The 15,288-nt window shown below is 72.9% G+C and carries 10 protein-coding genes; 2 read left to right on the top strand and 8 right to left on the bottom strand.

All coding sequences use genetic code 11. The features are described 5' to 3' along the window. The 7 genes from KIK05_RS04675 to KIK05_RS04645 form a co-directional block, all read right to left on the bottom strand. Positions 1–2,529, bottom strand: coding sequence for an ATP-binding cassette domain-containing protein (locus KIK05_RS04675; RefSeq protein ID WP_214409263.1), 2,529 nt, complete (start codon positions 2,527–2,529; stop codon positions 1–3). Further along, complete coding sequence (locus KIK05_RS04670; RefSeq protein WP_214409262.1) at positions 2,526–4,694, bottom strand: cysteine peptidase family C39 domain-containing protein; 2,169 nt, start codon at positions 4,692–4,694, stop codon at positions 2,526–2,528. The genes KIK05_RS04675 and KIK05_RS04670 overlap by 4 nt, the downstream gene beginning before the upstream one ends. After that, on the bottom strand, positions 4,687–5,409 hold the full coding sequence (locus tag KIK05_RS04665; protein WP_214409261.1) for an efflux RND transporter periplasmic adaptor subunit: 723 nt from the start codon (positions 5,407–5,409) through the stop codon (positions 4,687–4,689). Before KIK05_RS04665 ends, KIK05_RS04670 begins: the two co-directional genes overlap by 8 nt. Continuing rightward, positions 5,406–5,681 (bottom strand): hypothetical protein, encoded by a 276-nt coding sequence (locus KIK05_RS04660; RefSeq protein ID WP_214409260.1) that lies wholly within the window; start codon positions 5,679–5,681, stop codon positions 5,406–5,408. Before KIK05_RS04660 ends, KIK05_RS04665 begins: the two co-directional genes overlap by 4 nt. A 95-nt stretch (positions 5,682–5,776) precedes the next feature. Continuing rightward, positions 5,777–6,067: a hypothetical protein gene (locus KIK05_RS04655; protein WP_214409259.1), complete on the bottom strand. Its 291-nt coding sequence runs from the start codon at positions 6,065–6,067 to the stop codon at positions 5,777–5,779. A gap of 152 nt (positions 6,068–6,219) precedes the next feature. Next, complete coding sequence (locus KIK05_RS04650) at positions 6,220–6,996, bottom strand: sensor histidine kinase (protein ID WP_214409258.1); 777 nt, start codon at positions 6,994–6,996, stop codon at positions 6,220–6,222. 152 nt (positions 6,997–7,148) lie between these two features. Next, positions 7,149–7,481, bottom strand: a complete 333-nt coding sequence (locus KIK05_RS04645; RefSeq protein ID WP_214409257.1) for a hypothetical protein — start codon at positions 7,479–7,481, stop codon at positions 7,149–7,151. Positions 7,482–7,835: 354 nt separating this feature from the next. Here KIK05_RS04645 and KIK05_RS04640 point away from each other — a divergent pair, with 354 nt between their 5' ends. After that, on the top strand, positions 7,836–9,644 hold the full coding sequence (locus tag KIK05_RS04640) for an SGNH/GDSL hydrolase family protein (RefSeq protein WP_214409256.1): 1,809 nt from the start codon (positions 7,836–7,838) through the stop codon (positions 9,642–9,644). An 88-nt stretch (positions 9,645–9,732) separates the two neighbouring features. Here KIK05_RS04640 and KIK05_RS04635 read toward each other — a convergent pair whose 3' ends face one another. After that, entirely contained in the window at positions 9,733–12,585 is a 2,853-nt protein-coding gene (locus KIK05_RS04635) for a helix-turn-helix transcriptional regulator (RefSeq protein WP_214409255.1), read from the bottom strand. Between the two features lie 245 nt (positions 12,586–12,830). On the opposite strand from KIK05_RS04635, the gene KIK05_RS04630 reads away from it, so the two are divergent. Then, positions 12,831–15,056 carry a glycoside hydrolase family 3 protein gene (locus KIK05_RS04630; RefSeq protein ID WP_214409254.1) on the top strand — a complete coding sequence of 742 codons (2,226 nt, stop codon included), beginning with the start codon at positions 12,831–12,833 and terminating at the stop codon, positions 15,054–15,056. Positions 15,057–15,288 lie beyond the last annotated feature (232 nt).

The raw sequence follows: 15,288 nt of genomic DNA, 5'->3' as shown, positions 1-15,288 counted from the left end.
TCAGACCTCCTGTCGGCGGACCATTCGGGCGAAGAGCGGGTTGCGGTCCACGAGCCCCTCGAAGGGGCCGTCGGCGACGACCCTGCCCTGGTCGAGTACGTAGATCCGATCCGCCGACCTGATGGTGCTCAGCCGGTGCGCGATCACGATCCTGGTGACGTCCAGCTCGGCGATCTTGCTGCTGACCAGCGCCTGCGTCAGGTTGTCCAGGGCGCTGGTGGCCTCGTCGAGGATGAGGACCCGCGGCCGCTTCACCAGTGCCCTGGCGATGAGCAGCCGCTGCAGCTGCCCGCCCGAGAAGGACGCGTTGTCCTCGCCGACGAGGGTGTGCATGCCCATCGGCATCGCGGCGATGTCGTCGTCCAGCCCCGCCAGGCGGGCGACCCGCCAGGCGTCCTCCTCCGTGGTGCCGGGCACCTCGCCCAGGATGTTGTCCAGGATGGAGCCCCGCAGCACCCTGGCCTGCTGCATCACCACCCCCACCTGGGAGCGGACCCGGCGCAGGTCGAGGTCGCGCAGGTCGCCTCCGTCGTAGAGGACCTGGCCGGTGCGCGGCGGCTCGAAGCCCAGCAGCAGCCGCACCAGCGTGGACTTCCCGGCGCCCGAGGGGCCGGCGACCGCCACGAACTCACCCGGCCTGAACACCATCGACACGTCGTCGAGGATGCGCTTGGCGGTGCCCGGGTAGGCGAACGAGACCCCGCTGAGCCGTACCAGCCCGCTCAGCTCACCCGGGTCCTTGGCACCCGGGCGCGTCTCGGGCGCCCGCTCCAGCAACGGCCGCAGCCGCTCGAACCTGGGCAGCAGCGCGAACGCGGCCTCCACCGCCCTGTTCACCTGGCCGAGGGCGAGCACGAACTGTCCGAGCGCCACGGCGGCGATCACGAACGATCCCGCGGGCACGTCCAGGGACAGTCCGGTGACGGCGAGGAGGAGCAGCAGCGCGGGCTGTGCCGCGGCGCCGATGGCCGCCGACACGGCCCGCTCGCGCTGCGCCGCCGCGGCGGCGCGCTGCTGGGTGGCGAACAGCCGCGCCCACAGCCCGAACACCTGAGCCTCCCGGCCCGCGACATGGATCTTGTCGATGGCGCCGAGGCAGGCGTACAGCAGGGAGTACACCTTGCCGTACTGCTCGTGGGTGACCAGCTCGTGCCGCTGCTGGCGCACGGCCCGCACGGCCAGCACGGCCAGCAGTGCCACCACCCCGGCCAGCGCGGCCACGGCCAGGCGCCAGTCCACCGCGACCAGGATCAGCAGGCCGAGCAGGGAGAACACGCCGCCGAGGAGCGAGTTGACCGCGGCCTCCCCCAGCGACCTGCGCATGTCGGAGACGGCGTTGGCCCGCTGGACCAGCTCGCCGGTGCTGTACCGGCCGAAGAACTCCAGGTCGAGGGAGACCAGGTGACTCCACACGGCCGGCTCGATCCGTTCCTGCAGACGGCCCTGCACCCGTACGAGCACCGAGTTGCGCACGGCCAGGAGCATGGCGCCGGCGCACACCGCGCAGGCGATGACCAGCGCGGTCCAGATCATCGACGGCCGGTCGGCCGAGGTGGCCGCCGACCTCAGGAGCGTGAAGGTGAACAGGGGGACGCACAGCGCCAGCAGCGCGGCCCCGCCGCCCGCGGCGAGCAGCCAGGCCAGTTCCCGGCCCGCCCCTCGCAGGCCGTACCTCAGCAGGGCGAGGGGCGAGGTCAGGCCCTCGTCGAGCGGCGGGTAGACCTGCCATGCCTCCGCGGCGAGCTCCGCCGCGACGGCCTCGGTCACCCGGCGCTCGCCCTCGGCTGGGTCCGCGATCCTGTACCCGCCCCCGCGAGGCAGGAGCGCCACGGGACGGCCGTCCCGGCGGTCGAAGCCGATCATGGGGACGGTGGCCTTGCGCCACCACCGTTCCTCCAGGCGCACGCGCCTGTGCCTGACCCTGGCCGCGTCCATCGCGGCGCCGAGCGGGTCACCGGAGGTGTCGCCGATGTCCCTGACGGGGAACCCGCAGTGGGCGCCGAGGGCCCTGACGACCGCCATCGCGCGTCCGGCCCCGGTACGGGGAAGGTCGGGCGAGCCGCTCGCGCCCGCGGCCAGCGCGATGTCGGCGAAGGACCGCCTGAGGGTCCCCGCGGTGGCCTCCACCCTGGCCGCGCGCCAGTTGTCCCGGTCGGCCCGCTCCGCCTCGGCCAGCAGCAGCACCTGCGCCAGCGTCCGGCGGTGCAGGTCGCGCAGCTCGCGGTCGCCGGGCGGGCCCGCCGAACCGGGCCGGCGCAGCCCCTGCGCCCACGCCGACACCGCCTCGGCGTCCCTGCGGACGCGGCGCACCGACGTCCCCTCCGCGGGGGCGGCCCTGAGGGTGTAGCCCGGCGGCAGATCCGTCGCGGCGAACCCGTGCATGAGCTGCCCGCACTCGACCCGGACGACGCGGTGACGGGGGCCTTGCCCGTCCAGGGGGGACAGCAGGACGTCGATCGACCCGCTGACCACCCGCCAGCAGGCATAGGGGTCGATCAGCTCGATCTCGCTGACGGGGTATCCGTTCACATCGCTTCCTCGACGAGAGCGCGGTAGGGACCGGGAGCGGCGATCAGCTCGACGTGCGTGCCGCGCTGGACGACCCTGCCGCGGTCGAGCACGAGGATCAGGTCGCTGTCGCGCACGGTGCTGAGCCGGTGCGCGATCACCACGCAGGTGCAGCCTCTGGCCTTCAGGTTCATGTCGACCACGGCCTCGGTCTCGGCGTCCAGCGCGCTGGTGGCCTCGTCGAGCACGAGCACCGGAGGAGACATCGCGAGCGCTCTGGCGATCTCCAGGCGCTGCCGTTCGCCGCCGGACAGGTTGCGGCCCCGCTCCTGGATCCAGCCCTCCGCGAGCCCGCCCCGGCGGTGGACGACCTCGGCCAGGCAGGCGTCGCCGAGCGCCCTGCGCAGGCGGTACGCCGGGATGGTCGGATCCCAGAGCGTGAGGTTGTCGGCGACCGTGCCCTCGAACACCTGCAGGTTCTGCTCGACGTAGCCGATCGAGGTGGTGAGCACCTCCCTGGGGGTCTCCTCCCTCGGGACGCCGTCGAGCCTGATCTCACCGGACCACGGTGTGACGGCGCCGGTGAGCAGCCGGGCGACGGTGGACTTGCCGCTGCCCGTGCGGCCGACGATGGCGACCCGCTGACCGGGCTCGGCGCGGAACGACAGCCCCTCGACGACCGGCCCGTGCTGGCGGTCGTAGCCGAAGGTCACCTGGTCGAACTCCACCGCGCCGCGCAGGCCGCCCGGCCCGGCGGGCGCCGCGGGCGGCGTCGCGTGCCGCGGATCGGGCTCGGCGCACAGCGCGTCGTCGAGCATGCTCGTCTGCGCGACCGCGATCTGTGCCTCGGCTCCGAGTCCGACCAGCGAGGTCGTCGGGACGAGGAAGGCGCCGACCAGGAGCTGCGCCGCCACGACGGTCGCCATGCCGACCTCTCCGTGTGCCGTCAGCACCGCTCCGGTGATCACGACCGCGGCCCCGGCGAGCGAGCCGAGCGCGGCGGGCACCACCATCAGGGCCTGGGTCACCCGCATGAGGTCCTGGGTGGCCGACAGGCTGCGCGCCGACAGTTCGGCCCACTTGGCGAAGAACCAGCCCTCGGAGCCGTCGGCCTTGAGCGACTCGGCCATCGCGATCCCGTTGAAGGCCATGCTGTCCCTGCGGTGCTCGTCGAAGATCAGCCGTTGCTGGTGCGGGGCGCTGCGGCGGCTGACCGTGCGCATCGCCACCAGGTTGACCACCGCCAGGAGCCCGGCGACCACGGCGAAGGCCGGATGCAGGGCGAACAGGATCGACGAGTGCACCACCATGGCGAGGACGGCGGCGACGCCCGCGGCGACCCGGTCCGACAGCAGCAGGGCCAGTCCCGCGCCGAAGGAGGTCCGGGTCACCAGGCCGCCGGTCGAGCGCCTGTGGAAGTAGTCGCCCGGCAGCCGGAGCATCCGCCACACGTACCGGCCCGACAGGTCGGCCGCCATGGCCGTCTGCACGGCGCCGAGCAGCCGCTGCTGCATCCACGTCCCGGCCAGGGTGAAGACGACGCAGCCGAGCAGTCCGAGCAGCACCGGCACCGACCAGGCGGGTTGCCGCGCGATCATCACCTGGCTCAGCAGCAGCCGGCCGAGCAGCGCGGTGGCCGCGGCGGGGAGGGCGAGCGTGAAGGCCATGACGGCGATGGCGAGGAGCGCGGGCAGGTACGGCCGCACCTTCGCCAGCGCCGAGCGGGCCATGGGGAAGCGCGGGCCTCCCGGTCTGAATCGCTCGCCGGGGCGCGGTACCAGCACGATGCCGCTGAACCGCTGCCGGAACTCCTCCCTGCTCAGCCGGACCCTGCCCACCGCCGGGTCGTTGAGGTAGGCCCAGCGTCCGCGCATGCCCTCCAGCACCGCGTAGTGCCGCTGGTCGACGAAGATCATCGATGGGACGGGGAAGGTCTCCAGTTCGTCCGGCCCCACGCGCCAGCCGCCGATGTCGAAGCCGTACTCCTCGGCCGCCGCCTTGAGACCGACCCCCGTCAGCCCGTCCCTGCCGACGCCGCACCGCTCCCTGATCTCGTGCAGGGGCACGCGCAGGCCGTGGTGGGCGAAGATCATGCTCAGGCAGGCGGGCCCGCAGTCGGCGTCCTCCATCTGCGGGCGGCGCTCGGTGCGCACGGGGCGCGGCCGCCTGGTCGCGGTCTCAGCCACGGCGGCCTCCCGGGAACAGGGCGTCCACGGGACGGACGACGGCGACGGTGATCTCCCCTGACACCGGGGTGAGCGTGGCACCGGGCCAGGCCCGCCGGTCGAGGTCGACGGTCACCAGGTAGCGGCCCTCGGCCCGCAGCGCCGGGCCGAACAGCGGCCGTAGCAGGTCACCGGTGGCGGGGTAGGGCTCGACCGCGCCCACCCGCCCCGGCTCCGCGCCGCCCGCGCCGGCCACGGTCACGGGCTGGCCGGGGGCGAGCGCACCCACCTGGTCCGGGCCGACGGTGAGCAGCGCCCGCAGGGGGCCGTCGGCGGGGTCGACGGCGGCGACGATGCCGCCGGCGGCCAGGACCGTGCCGGGGGCCGCCGTGCGGAGCACCCGCCCCCGCGCCGAGGCGGTCACGACGTGCCGGCGTCCCTGCTCGTCGGAGAGCACGGCCACCGACGTGGACGGGGTCACCTCCTGCCCGGCGCGGACGAGCACCTCGGCCAGGCTCCCCGCCGCCGGGGCGGCCACCGGGACGGGACCGCTTCCGGCCACGAGGACGCCATTGGCGACGACCGTGTCCCGCACCCTGCCCAGCCAGACCCACCCGGCCCCGCAGGCCGCGACCAGGATCAGCGCGACCGCGGCGAGCCACGCCTTGGTCCGGACCGTGGAGACCAGCCCGTCGATCCGGTCGCCCGCGGGCGCCTCCACCACGGGCACGCTCATGTGGTCTCCACGCAGAAGCAGAGGGTGAACAGGCACGGGGGCGGCAGGTATTCGCCGCCTTGGAGAGCCTCGATGACCAGCTCGGCGCCGGGCTCGGGGGGCAGCGCCGGCACGGGCGCCCCGTCGGCGAGCCGGATGTCGTACTCGGTGAGCACCGTGGCGGGCTCGCGCTCGTAGCGGAGCCTGAGGTCGGCGTCGAACCACGACCTCGCCGTCAGCTCTCCGAACCGCCTGCGCTGGTCGAGGTCCCAGCCCATCGTGTCCACAGTCATCACAGTTCTCCCGCGGCGGTGGTGTGAGATGCTTTGCGGGACCGGCGGTGGGCATCTGGACTGCCCACCGCCGGCCTTGGTGGTGCGAGGACGCCTCAGGCGGTGCGGCCGCCGGAGAAGCAGCCCGTCGGGCAGCTGACCGTGCCGATCGTGCCGAGTGCGCCACCCGCCGACGACTCCAGGCTCTCCAGGTCGATGGCCTGGTCGGGCTGGGCGGGCAGGTCGGGCGGTGAGAGCTCGGACGGCCAGTCGACGCCCGCGTCCGCCAGTGCGGCCCGCGGATCTCGGGCGAACTCTCGCCTGACCGACTCATCGGACCAGGCGCGTGCAACGAATCGGGCGAACCGCGCGTGCAGTTCGGGGGGCAGGGACGGGTCTTCCGGCATGGTGTCACCTCGTCGGGCAGGCTTCGGGGCGCGGACACCGCTGGTCCGCTCCCCTCGGCAGGTCAGGGGGTTCGGCCGCCTGTGAGATTCAGATTCGCCGTCAGCAACAAAGCCCGCCAGGAACAACTAACACCGACATATCGTGATGTTCGTCATTTCGGGTAACCGGTCTTTCCCGACGGGATCCGCTGCTCCCGATGGGCGAACTCCCGCATCCGGCTCTGGGCCTCCCGGGCGAGGTCGAGCATGTGCCGCAGCTCTTCCCTTAGGCCGCCGGCCTCGCCGTCCGCGACGGTCATGACCTTGCGGCCCTGGGCCGCGATGGCCTCCAGCCGGCTGCCGAGGACGCCCTCCAGCTCGCCCATGGCCCTGGCGCGCTGCGCCGCCACCTCCGCGACGGCGAGCTCGGCCCTGGTCTCGTAGAGGACCCTCGCCGTCTGCGCGAAATGCGTCAGCCCCGCCAGCAGGACGGCGGCCACCGCGACGGTCAGCGTCCAGGACATGACTTCCGTGGGGCCGTCCCCGAAGGCGATCGACTTCAGTGCCTCCGCCAGGACCACCAGGGCGAAGACCGGCAGGGAGTACGGCCGGGGAAGGAGCCCCAGCGCCGCCGCGGCGAGGAAGATCCCGGCGGCGGCCCACCACTCGCCCAGGAAGGGCAGGGGCAGGTAGACCAGCAGCGCCATCACCACCACCCACTTCCCGCGGCCCCTGTCCGGGTGCGCGCCGCCGGCCAGGACGTACAGGACGACCACCGCCGTCGCCAGCACCACGGCCGGAATCCCCCGGGCCGGGCCGCCCTCGATGTAGTGGGCGAACGTACGACTCATCAGGAAGAGGGCGAACGCCACGATCGCCACGCGAGCGAGCCGGATCTCCACCGGCGCGCGAGCCGCCGTGCGCGGTCCCGGAGCCCCTGTCTGGGTCACAGACGGATCATGACAACCGAACCGGGGGATGGCAACGGGTCAGGTCTCCGCTTCCCGCACCGCGTGCGGCACCAGGCGGTCGGACGGGCGAGCCGCCTGGTGCCGGGCTTGGACGTCCTGGGTGCGCGGGCGGAACCGCGCCCCAGGAACCGTCACGTCTCCGAAGCGCCGCAGCCGTAGGTGGAGGCGGTGCCCAGGCAGCCGCCGATGGTGCTGATCGAGCTCGCCGAGCCCAGGCAGCTACCGGCCTCGCCCTCGCTGCCGGCGGCGGCCTCCAGCTCCTCCACGCTGAACTCGCCCTCCGGCTTGGCGGGCAGCGGCGGCGTCGGCACGCCCTCGGGGTAGGCGATGCCGTACTCGGCCAGCATCAACCGCGGCTCACGGCCGTAGCGGGACTTGACCTCGCCCTCCGACCACGCGGCGGCGATCAGCCTGGCGAACTTCCTTCGGTCCTCGTCGCCGAGAATGTAGACGCTTTCGGCCATCGGGCCACTCTCCTTCCGTCCCGGCTCGCAACCGGGGTCCGACGGGAGCGGCAGCGGGCATCTGGACTGCTCGCTGCCCTTGTGCAGCTCAAGCCTCACCCCTGGCGACCTTCGGCGGTAGAAACATCTGACACCGACCGGCCGTGATAACTGTCACGGAACACCGCAAGCCCGACATCAGTCACTTATTGCCTCGGCTGCGACCCGCTCGCGCGAAACCACCCGGCGCGCCGGTCCGGAACGCGGATGTCGGGGTGGTCGTGCGGACAACGCCTGATGTTAGCGCTCGCACAGCGGCGGATGATTCGTGCAGCAACGCCCGCCGTCTCGCACGCACCAAAGGAAGGCCTGTCCATGCGACCTCCGCGCCGATTACGGCGACACCTCACGCCGTGGTGGCTCGTCCTGATCGCGCTCGCGACCATGCTCGTCGCGACCGTGCTGCCCACCGACCCGGCGAGCGCCGGACCGCCCGTCCGGCCGACCACGCTGCCGACCAAGCCGACGCTCGTACCGGTGCCCCCGACGTTCGTACCGACGCTTCCGCCTCCCACCTCACAGCCGACACCACCGCCGGCGACGTCACCGCCGCGGTCGTACATCATGGCGGGGCTCGGCGACAGTTTCAGCAGCGGTGAAGGCGCGAGCAGGAACCACGTCTACATCAAGGGCCCGGACGGTAAGGAGGCCTGGCCGCACCGGTCCGGGCTGGCGCCGATCGCCTCGGCGTGGACCTTCCTGGAATCGGGCCGCTACCCGGGCGGCGACTACACCCTCCAGCCCACCGAGGTCCGCACCAGCTGGGAGGGCGACACCTTCGTCTTCAACGCGTCGTCCGGCGCCAAGGTCAAACACCTCAAGAGCCCGCAGTACGAGGACGACGACCACCCCGACCCCGCCGAGCTGCGGAACCCGCCCCAGCTCGACAGCGTTCCCAGGAACGCCGACATCGTCTACTTCGGCTTCGGCGGCAACGACGTCGGCTTCGGGCAGATGATGAGCACCGCGCTGAAGGCGTACCTCTTCGGGAGGTTCAGGGCGAACTGGGTGGCGCGCCAGATACGCGCGACCCAGCTCGAGGTGTTCCGGCTGCTGAAGCGAGTGCCGCAGATGTCGGCCAACGTCGAACAGGGCCTGGTCCAGACGCACGAGTGGGCGGACAAGGCCGACCTCATCGTGGCGCTCTACCCGTTGGGCGTCAAACCGTCCGGCAACTCCGACCTGCGGCAGATCTCCGGCGCGGCCATGGACCAGATGTATCCGTTCGGCGTCGCCGTGAACCAGGCGATCAAGGACGCCGTCCAGCGGTTCCGCGCCAGGTACCCCGGCGTCAAGGTGCACGTGTGGGACCCGAACACGGCGGGCCCCAACGGCACCAGCATCGTCGCCGGACACGAGCTCGGCACGCCGGACTCGTACTTCAACGGCGTGAGATACCGGCCGGAGGTCGTCAGGCGCGAGATCCTCGGCAAGCGGAGGTTCTTCAAGGCCTACCAGGAGAGCTTCCACCCCAACGAGGTGGGCGCCGTGGCACTCGGCAGGGCGCTGGCCACCTGGATGGCGCAGGAGTTCCCCGACCTCTTCCCGAACGGCCCCGACTTCTCCCGGGTCCACGTCGACGCGCAGGCCTCGGCCGAGGACCCGGACGCCGACCAGCAGCTCGAGGAGTGGGCGCTCGAGAACCCCGACGAGGCGTGCGATGAGACCGACATCGACAGCATCTGCCACTTCGTCACGCCGGACGGTGAGATAACCTTCCCGGTCGACGTGCTGACCAACCCGATCCCGCTTCCGCCGATCCCGGGAGGAGCGGTGATCGGCAGCGGTCCCGGAGGCGGTTCCAGCAGCGGCGGCACACCGTCCTCGACCTGGATCCCCGCGACCTACAGCAGCGCACCGTCCATCCCGACCGACGGTTCGATCGGCAACACCCCCACCGGGGACCCGTGTGACATCAAGACCGCCGATCCGCTCGTCAAGGCCGTGACGGTCACGACGTCGACGCTGAGCGGCGGAGGCCTGCGGGAACCCGTCCACGTCACCTGGGTGTCGTTCATGAGAAGCCAGCCCTCGGACCCCTGCGCCAAGGGCGAGAAGATCGACCCGACCGAGATCCAGCAGATGGTGGACGAATGGCTGGGCGGCGGCGATTCCGGCGACTGACCGGTATCAGGCGACACCGTGATCAGGGCCGCCGGGCGGGGGACGTACCGCCCGGCGGCTCCGCCGCGACGGTCACCCCGCGGCACGGTCACCCCGGCGCCGGGAGGTCGCCGTGACCCGCCAGCCGCCTGGTGAGCGCCACGCGGGACCGCACGTCGAACTTGCTGAAGATGCGCGCGACGTGGGTCTCCACCGTCTTCTTGCTGACCTGGAGACGCTCGGCCACCTCACGGTTGGTCAGCCCCTGGCTGACGAGTTCGGCCACCTGGCGTTCCCGCTCGGTCAGCGCGGGCGGACCGGCGGACCGGCGCGCCCCCTGCCGGGGACCGCGCGCGGCGAGCTGCCGCTCCACCCGGGCCAGCCGGCCGGTGAGCCAGTCCGCCCCCGATTCCTTGAAAGCGGCCTTGGCCTGACCGATCTCGGCGCGGCACGTCGCCGCGTCCCCCAGGCGGGCGTGGACGGTCGCGAGGAACTGGTGCGCCAGGCCGCGTTCGACGACGGCGCCGCTCTCGCCGAACCGCTCGACGGCGATCCGGGCGGCCGCCACGGCCCCGGCCAGGTCGTCCCCGCCGCACAACGCGCGGGCGCGGGCGTCGTAGGCGATGGCGAGGTGGTAGGGCAGGCCGCTGCCGGCCGCGGCGACCGCCGCCGCCGACAGGGCGAGCGCGGCGCCGACGTCGCCGTCCGCTCCGGCGCCGATCGACCGGACCGCCAGCCGTTCCACCTCGGTGTCGCGGGACACGACCGCCGGCGGCGGGAACTCGTGGCCCGCCTCGTCACGACCGGCGGCGAGGCGGACGCGGTCCAAGGACACCTGCGCCATCCCCTGCCACCAGGCGGACCCGGGGACGGCGCCGGCGATCTGACCGGCGAGGGTCATGGCGGGACGGACGCCGTGCCGCCACAGCACCGGCACCAGCATGACGCAGCGGGCCATCGCCAGGGTCTCGCTGCTCTGGATGTACTCCGACGCCGCCGCCGCGCGCTCGGCGATGTCGATGGCCTCCGCCAGGCGGCCGGTCCGTGCCGCATGATGCGCCTGGCTGATCAGCAGGTACGGCATCGCGTAGCCGGCACCGGACATCGTCGCCAGGTCGACGCCCCTGGCCAGGTGACGCGCGGCGTCGGCCGGCCGCTGGAGACAGGTCTCGCTCCAGGAGAGCGGCGCGACGAGTTCCACGTGCCGCACCAGGGCGGTGTCCGACGCGCTGTCCATCAGCCACCCGGCGCGCCCGCTGTGCGCCCGCGCGGCGGCGACGTCGCCGTCCTGCAGACACGCCAGGGCCAGCACGGCGTACGCCGCGGCGCCGAGCGCCGGCTCGGTCGTCTCCGGCATGAGCCCGATGGCCTCGAGGGCGTGCTCGCGCGCGGCCACCGGGTCCGCGCGCAACACCGCCACGGCCGCCAGCTCCACCAGGAGCTGGGTCCGCACATGCCGGTCGTGCCCGGTCCGGCCGGCCTGCGAGCTCAACAGGGCCCACGCCTCGTCCAGCCGGCCGAGCAGCCGCGATATCACCGAGGAGAAGGCGACCGCCGCCGAGGCCACCTCGTGCGGCAGGTGGATCACCTCGTGCAGGATCCGCCGGCTCTCGGTCAGCGAGCCCATCACGCCCGTCGCCTTGGCGAGCCCGGTGAGCAGGTGACCGCGGTACGGCACGAGGCCGGCGTGTTCGGGGAGCACCCGCAGGGCGTCGCGGAGCAGCCGCACCGCGGTCGCCGGCGCCGAGTCCAGGTACGCGATACCGGCGTCGCCCATGGTCCGGGCGGCCTCCTCGTCACCGTGCTCGGCGTACCGTTCGGTGTGGTGGGCGAGCAGCGCCAGCGATCCATGGGTGCGGCGCAGATGGCCGGCGACCCGGGCATGGGCCGCGACGCGCCAGCCCGCGCCACATGTGTCGTAGGCGGCCGCGCGGATCAACGGGTGGCGGAAGGTGAACCGCGCGCCCTCCAGCGTGCCCAGCCCCTGCCGGCACAGCTCCTCGACGGCGGCCGCGGTGGTCGCCGCGTCGAGTTCGGCGACATGGGAGATGACGACGAGCGATGCCAGTTCGCCGGCGACCGCCGCCGCGTGGGCCGCCCGGCGTCCTGTGGGCGTGAGCCGGTCCAGCTCCCGGCGCAGCACCGCCAGCAGGGTCTCCTCCAGGGCGGGCACCGCCCCGGGCCGGTCGTCGGCCAGTTCCGCCAGGGTGTCGTCACCGGCGTCCAGCAACGTTTTCAGAAACAGCGGGTTGCCGCCGCTGACCTGGTACATCAGCCGCCGCCGGCGCGGGTCCACGCCGGAGGGCATGAGCGACGCGGCCGCGTCCTGGTCCAGTGGGGCCAGGCTCAGCCGGGTGACGCGTGGATCCCGCCGGGCGACGGCGTCGGCCACCACCGGGGGGATCATGGCCGACCGGCAGGCGATCGCCAGCAGGAAGCCGGCGGCCGGTGGATGGCGGAGCAGGAACTCGGTCAGTTCGAGGGACGGCGCGTCCGCCCAGTGCAGGTCGTCGAGTGCCAGGACGGCTCCGCCGTCGCCCGCCAGATGGGTCAGGAGCGCTCGGATGCCGCGATAGGTGTGGTGGCGATCCAGCCGCCCCCGGCCGGTGTCACCCGCCTCCCCCGCCGACAGCAGGGTGTGCAGCGCCGCCTCCGCCAGGTCGCCCGGCGTGCCGTACTCGTCGGACAGCCGCGTGAAGGCGTCCACGTACATGCCGAAGGGGACGAGGCGCTCGAACTCGGTGGCGCCGCCGGCGAGCACGGTCCGCCCGGCCGCGTGCGCCCGCTCGACCAGGTGCTCCAGCAGCCGGGTCTTGCCCACTCCGGGCTCACCGTCGATCAGGAGCAGGCGGCATCCGCCTGCGCGGGCGACGGCCTTGTCGATCCGGGCCGTCTCCTCGGCCCGTCCGACCAGCTCCGGCGGCCGGGCAGGCCCCACCCTCGCCGACCTGTCATCGCTCATGGCATCCTCCGGCCGGTCCGGCGGTCACACCGGACGCCGGGGCGCGGGCCCGTCGGGCCCTTCGCACGGTCCACGGTGCGAGACGAGGATCGTACAGATCTTGGTCGATGTCCATGGGGTGGACCCGCCCCTGATCGACGCCGCCTTGGGCGCGGATCACGAAACCTGGGCATCCGTCACTTATTGACTCGCTCGCTGACCCCGCTTTACCGTCAGGGCCCGATCTTGCATGAGGAGGGCTCGCAATGGGCATCCGACCGTCCCCGCGCCGCCGAAACGTCCTCGCCGCGCTGAGCGCCGTCACCGTACTGGCCGCCGGGCTGGCGACCGCCCCGGCGGCGCAGGCCGCGCCGGACCGCCCCGCCTACCTCGACCCGTCCGCGCCGGTGGAGAAACGGGTGGCCGACCTGCTGGGCCGTATGACCCTGCAGGAGAAGATCGGGCAGATGACCCAGGCCGAGCGGGCCGCCGTCACCGACGACCCCACCCGGATCGCGCAGTGGAACCTCGGCTCGGTGCTGTCCGGAGGCGGCTCCACCCCGGCGGAGAACACCCCGGCCGCGTGGGTGAAGATGGTCGACGAGTTCCAGGCGCAGGCGCTGAGCACCCGGCTGAAGATCCCGATGATCTACGGGATCGACGCGGTGCACGGGCACGGCAACGTGTACGGCGCCACGATCTTCCCGCACAACGTCGCCATCGGCGCCACCCGTGATCCCGACGTGGCCGAGCAGGAGGGCCAGGTCACCGCGTCGGAGCTGCGGGCCACCGGCATCCCGTGGAACTTCGCGCCGTGCGTCTGCGTCACCCGGGACGAACGGTGGGGGCGCGGCTATGAGAGCTTCGGCGAGGACCCGGCCCTGGCGAAGGCCATGGAGACCGAGATCGACGGCCTGCAGGGCCGGACACCGGGGCGGATCGGCCCCGACCACGTGCTCGCCACCGCCAAGCACTTCGCCGGGGACGGCGACACCAGGTACGACACCGCGACCGCCGCGGCCAACGCCGGCCTGCCCTGGTACAGCAAGAAGTACACCATCGACCAGGGCGTCACCGTGACGAGCCGGGACCGCTTCACCCGGATCGACCTCGCCCCCTACGACCCCGCGGTCGGGACGCGCCACGTCGGAACCGTCATGCCGTCCTACTCCAGCGTCGACTGGACCGACGACGGGGTCGGAAACCCGGTGAAGATGCACGCCCACCAGGAGCTGCTCACCGGGACGCTGAAGCAGAAGATGCGCTTCCGGGGCTTCGTCATCTCCGACTGGGAGGGCGTCCACCAGATCCCCGACCCTTCGGAACCGGGCAACACCGGGCTGACCGCCTACAAGGTGAGGACCGGGGTCAACGCCGGCATCGACATGTTCATGGAGCCCAACAGCGCGCCCCAGTTCGAGCAGCTGCTGCAGGCCGAGGTCGAGGCGGGGCGGGTGAGCCGGGCGCGGATCGATGACGCGGTCTCCCGCATCCTGCGCGAGAAGTTCGTCCTCGGGCTGTTCGAGCACCCGTACGCCCCCGCCGGCAAGGCCGGCGACGTGGGCGGCGCCGCGCACCGGGCCGTCGCCCGCCGCGCGGTCGCCGAGTCGCAGGTGCTGCTGAAGAACAGTGGGAACCTGCTGCCGCTGCGGCCGGACGCCAAGATCTACGTCGCCGGGCGCAACGCCGACGACATCGGTGACCAGGCCGGCGGCTGGACCATCACCTGGCAGGGCGTCTCCGGCGGCAGCATCCCCGGCACCACCATCCTGCAGGGCATCAAGGAGGTCGCGCCGGGCGCCTCCGTCACCTACAGCGCGGACGCCTCGGCCCCCACCGACGGGGCCGAGGTCGGCGTCGTCGTGGTCGGCGAGACCCCGTACGCCGAGGGGTACGGCGACGTCGGCGGGCCCGAGTGCGGGTGGTGCAGCACGCCCCAGCAGGAGCCGAAGTCGCTGTCGCTGCAGCCGGGCGACAAGGCCGTCATCGACAAGGTCTGCACGGCGATCAAGAAGTGCGTCGTGCTGGTGGTCTCGGGCCGGCCGCAGATCGTCACCGGGCAGCTCGGCGAGATCGGCGCGCTGGTCGCCTCCTGGCTGCCCGGCAGTGAAGGCGCGGGCGTGGCCGACGTGCTGTTCGGCCGCCGGCCGTTCACGGGGCGGCTCCCGGTGAGCTGGCCGGCGAGCGCGGACCAGGTGCCGGTCAACGTCGGCGACGCGGACTACCACCCGCTGTACCCGTTCGGCTGGGGCCTGCGCACCAAGGTGACGGCGACCGCGGCGAGCGCGGCGGACCTGGACTCCGCCAGGTCGCGGGGTGACTCGCGGCTGGTGGACGAGATCGTGGCGCGGGCCCGCGACGCCGCGCAGGCCAACGTGGTGGCCGGGAAGGCCCCGGAGGACTGGGCGCGTCTCATCGCCGACGCCGACCACGCCCTCCTCACCGGCGACCCGGTCAAGGCGTTCACGCTGCTGGTACAGGCCGCCCGCTGACCTCCTGTCGTCGCGGACAACGACAGCCCGCCCGAAGGCTTTCCGTTCGATAACGTCGGGAACGCTTCGAGCGGGCCTTGTCTCCCTTACCGCAGCCAGAACTGAACTCTGTACTCTATCTGGAGCACCCGCGCGCCAAGCCGTCGCGGGAGACCTCCACGCGGCCCTCCAGATCCCCGAGCCGTTCCTGCGACACGGCAGACTCGACGAGACGGCGGCCGAGGTGACCTGT

The organism is Sphaerisporangium fuscum (assembly GCF_018531465.1).
GTDB lineage: Bacteria > Actinomycetota > Actinomycetes > Streptosporangiales > Streptosporangiaceae > Sphaerisporangium > Sphaerisporangium fuscum.
Note: the sequence above shows the minus strand (reverse complement) of the source record. Positions and strands in the feature narration are given on the sequence as shown.

What these genes read in the sequence shown, in the direction of transcription:
- KIK05_RS04665 (WP_214409261.1), bottom strand. Translation starts at nt 5,409, where the DNA reads ATGAGCGTGCCCGTGGTGGAGGCGCCCGCGGGCGACCGGATCGACGGG.
- KIK05_RS04660 (WP_214409260.1), bottom strand. Translation starts at nt 5,681, where the DNA reads ATGACTGTGGACACGATGGGCTGGGACCTCGACCAGCGCAGGCGGTTC.
- KIK05_RS04655 (WP_214409259.1), bottom strand. Translation starts at nt 6,067, where the DNA reads ATGCCGGAAGACCCGTCCCTGCCCCCCGAACTGCACGCGCGGTTCGCC.
- KIK05_RS04645 (WP_214409257.1), bottom strand. Translation starts at nt 7,481, where the DNA reads ATGGCCGAAAGCGTCTACATTCTCGGCGACGAGGACCGAAGGAAGTTC.
- KIK05_RS04640 (WP_214409256.1), top strand. Translation starts at nt 7,836, where the DNA reads ATGCGACCTCCGCGCCGATTACGGCGACACCTCACGCCGTGGTGGCTC.
- KIK05_RS04635 (WP_214409255.1), bottom strand. Translation starts at nt 12,585, where the DNA reads ATGAGCGATGACAGGTCGGCGAGGGTGGGGCCTGCCCGGCCGCCGGAG.
- KIK05_RS04630 (WP_214409254.1), top strand. Translation starts at nt 12,831, where the DNA reads ATGGGCATCCGACCGTCCCCGCGCCGCCGAAACGTCCTCGCCGCGCTG.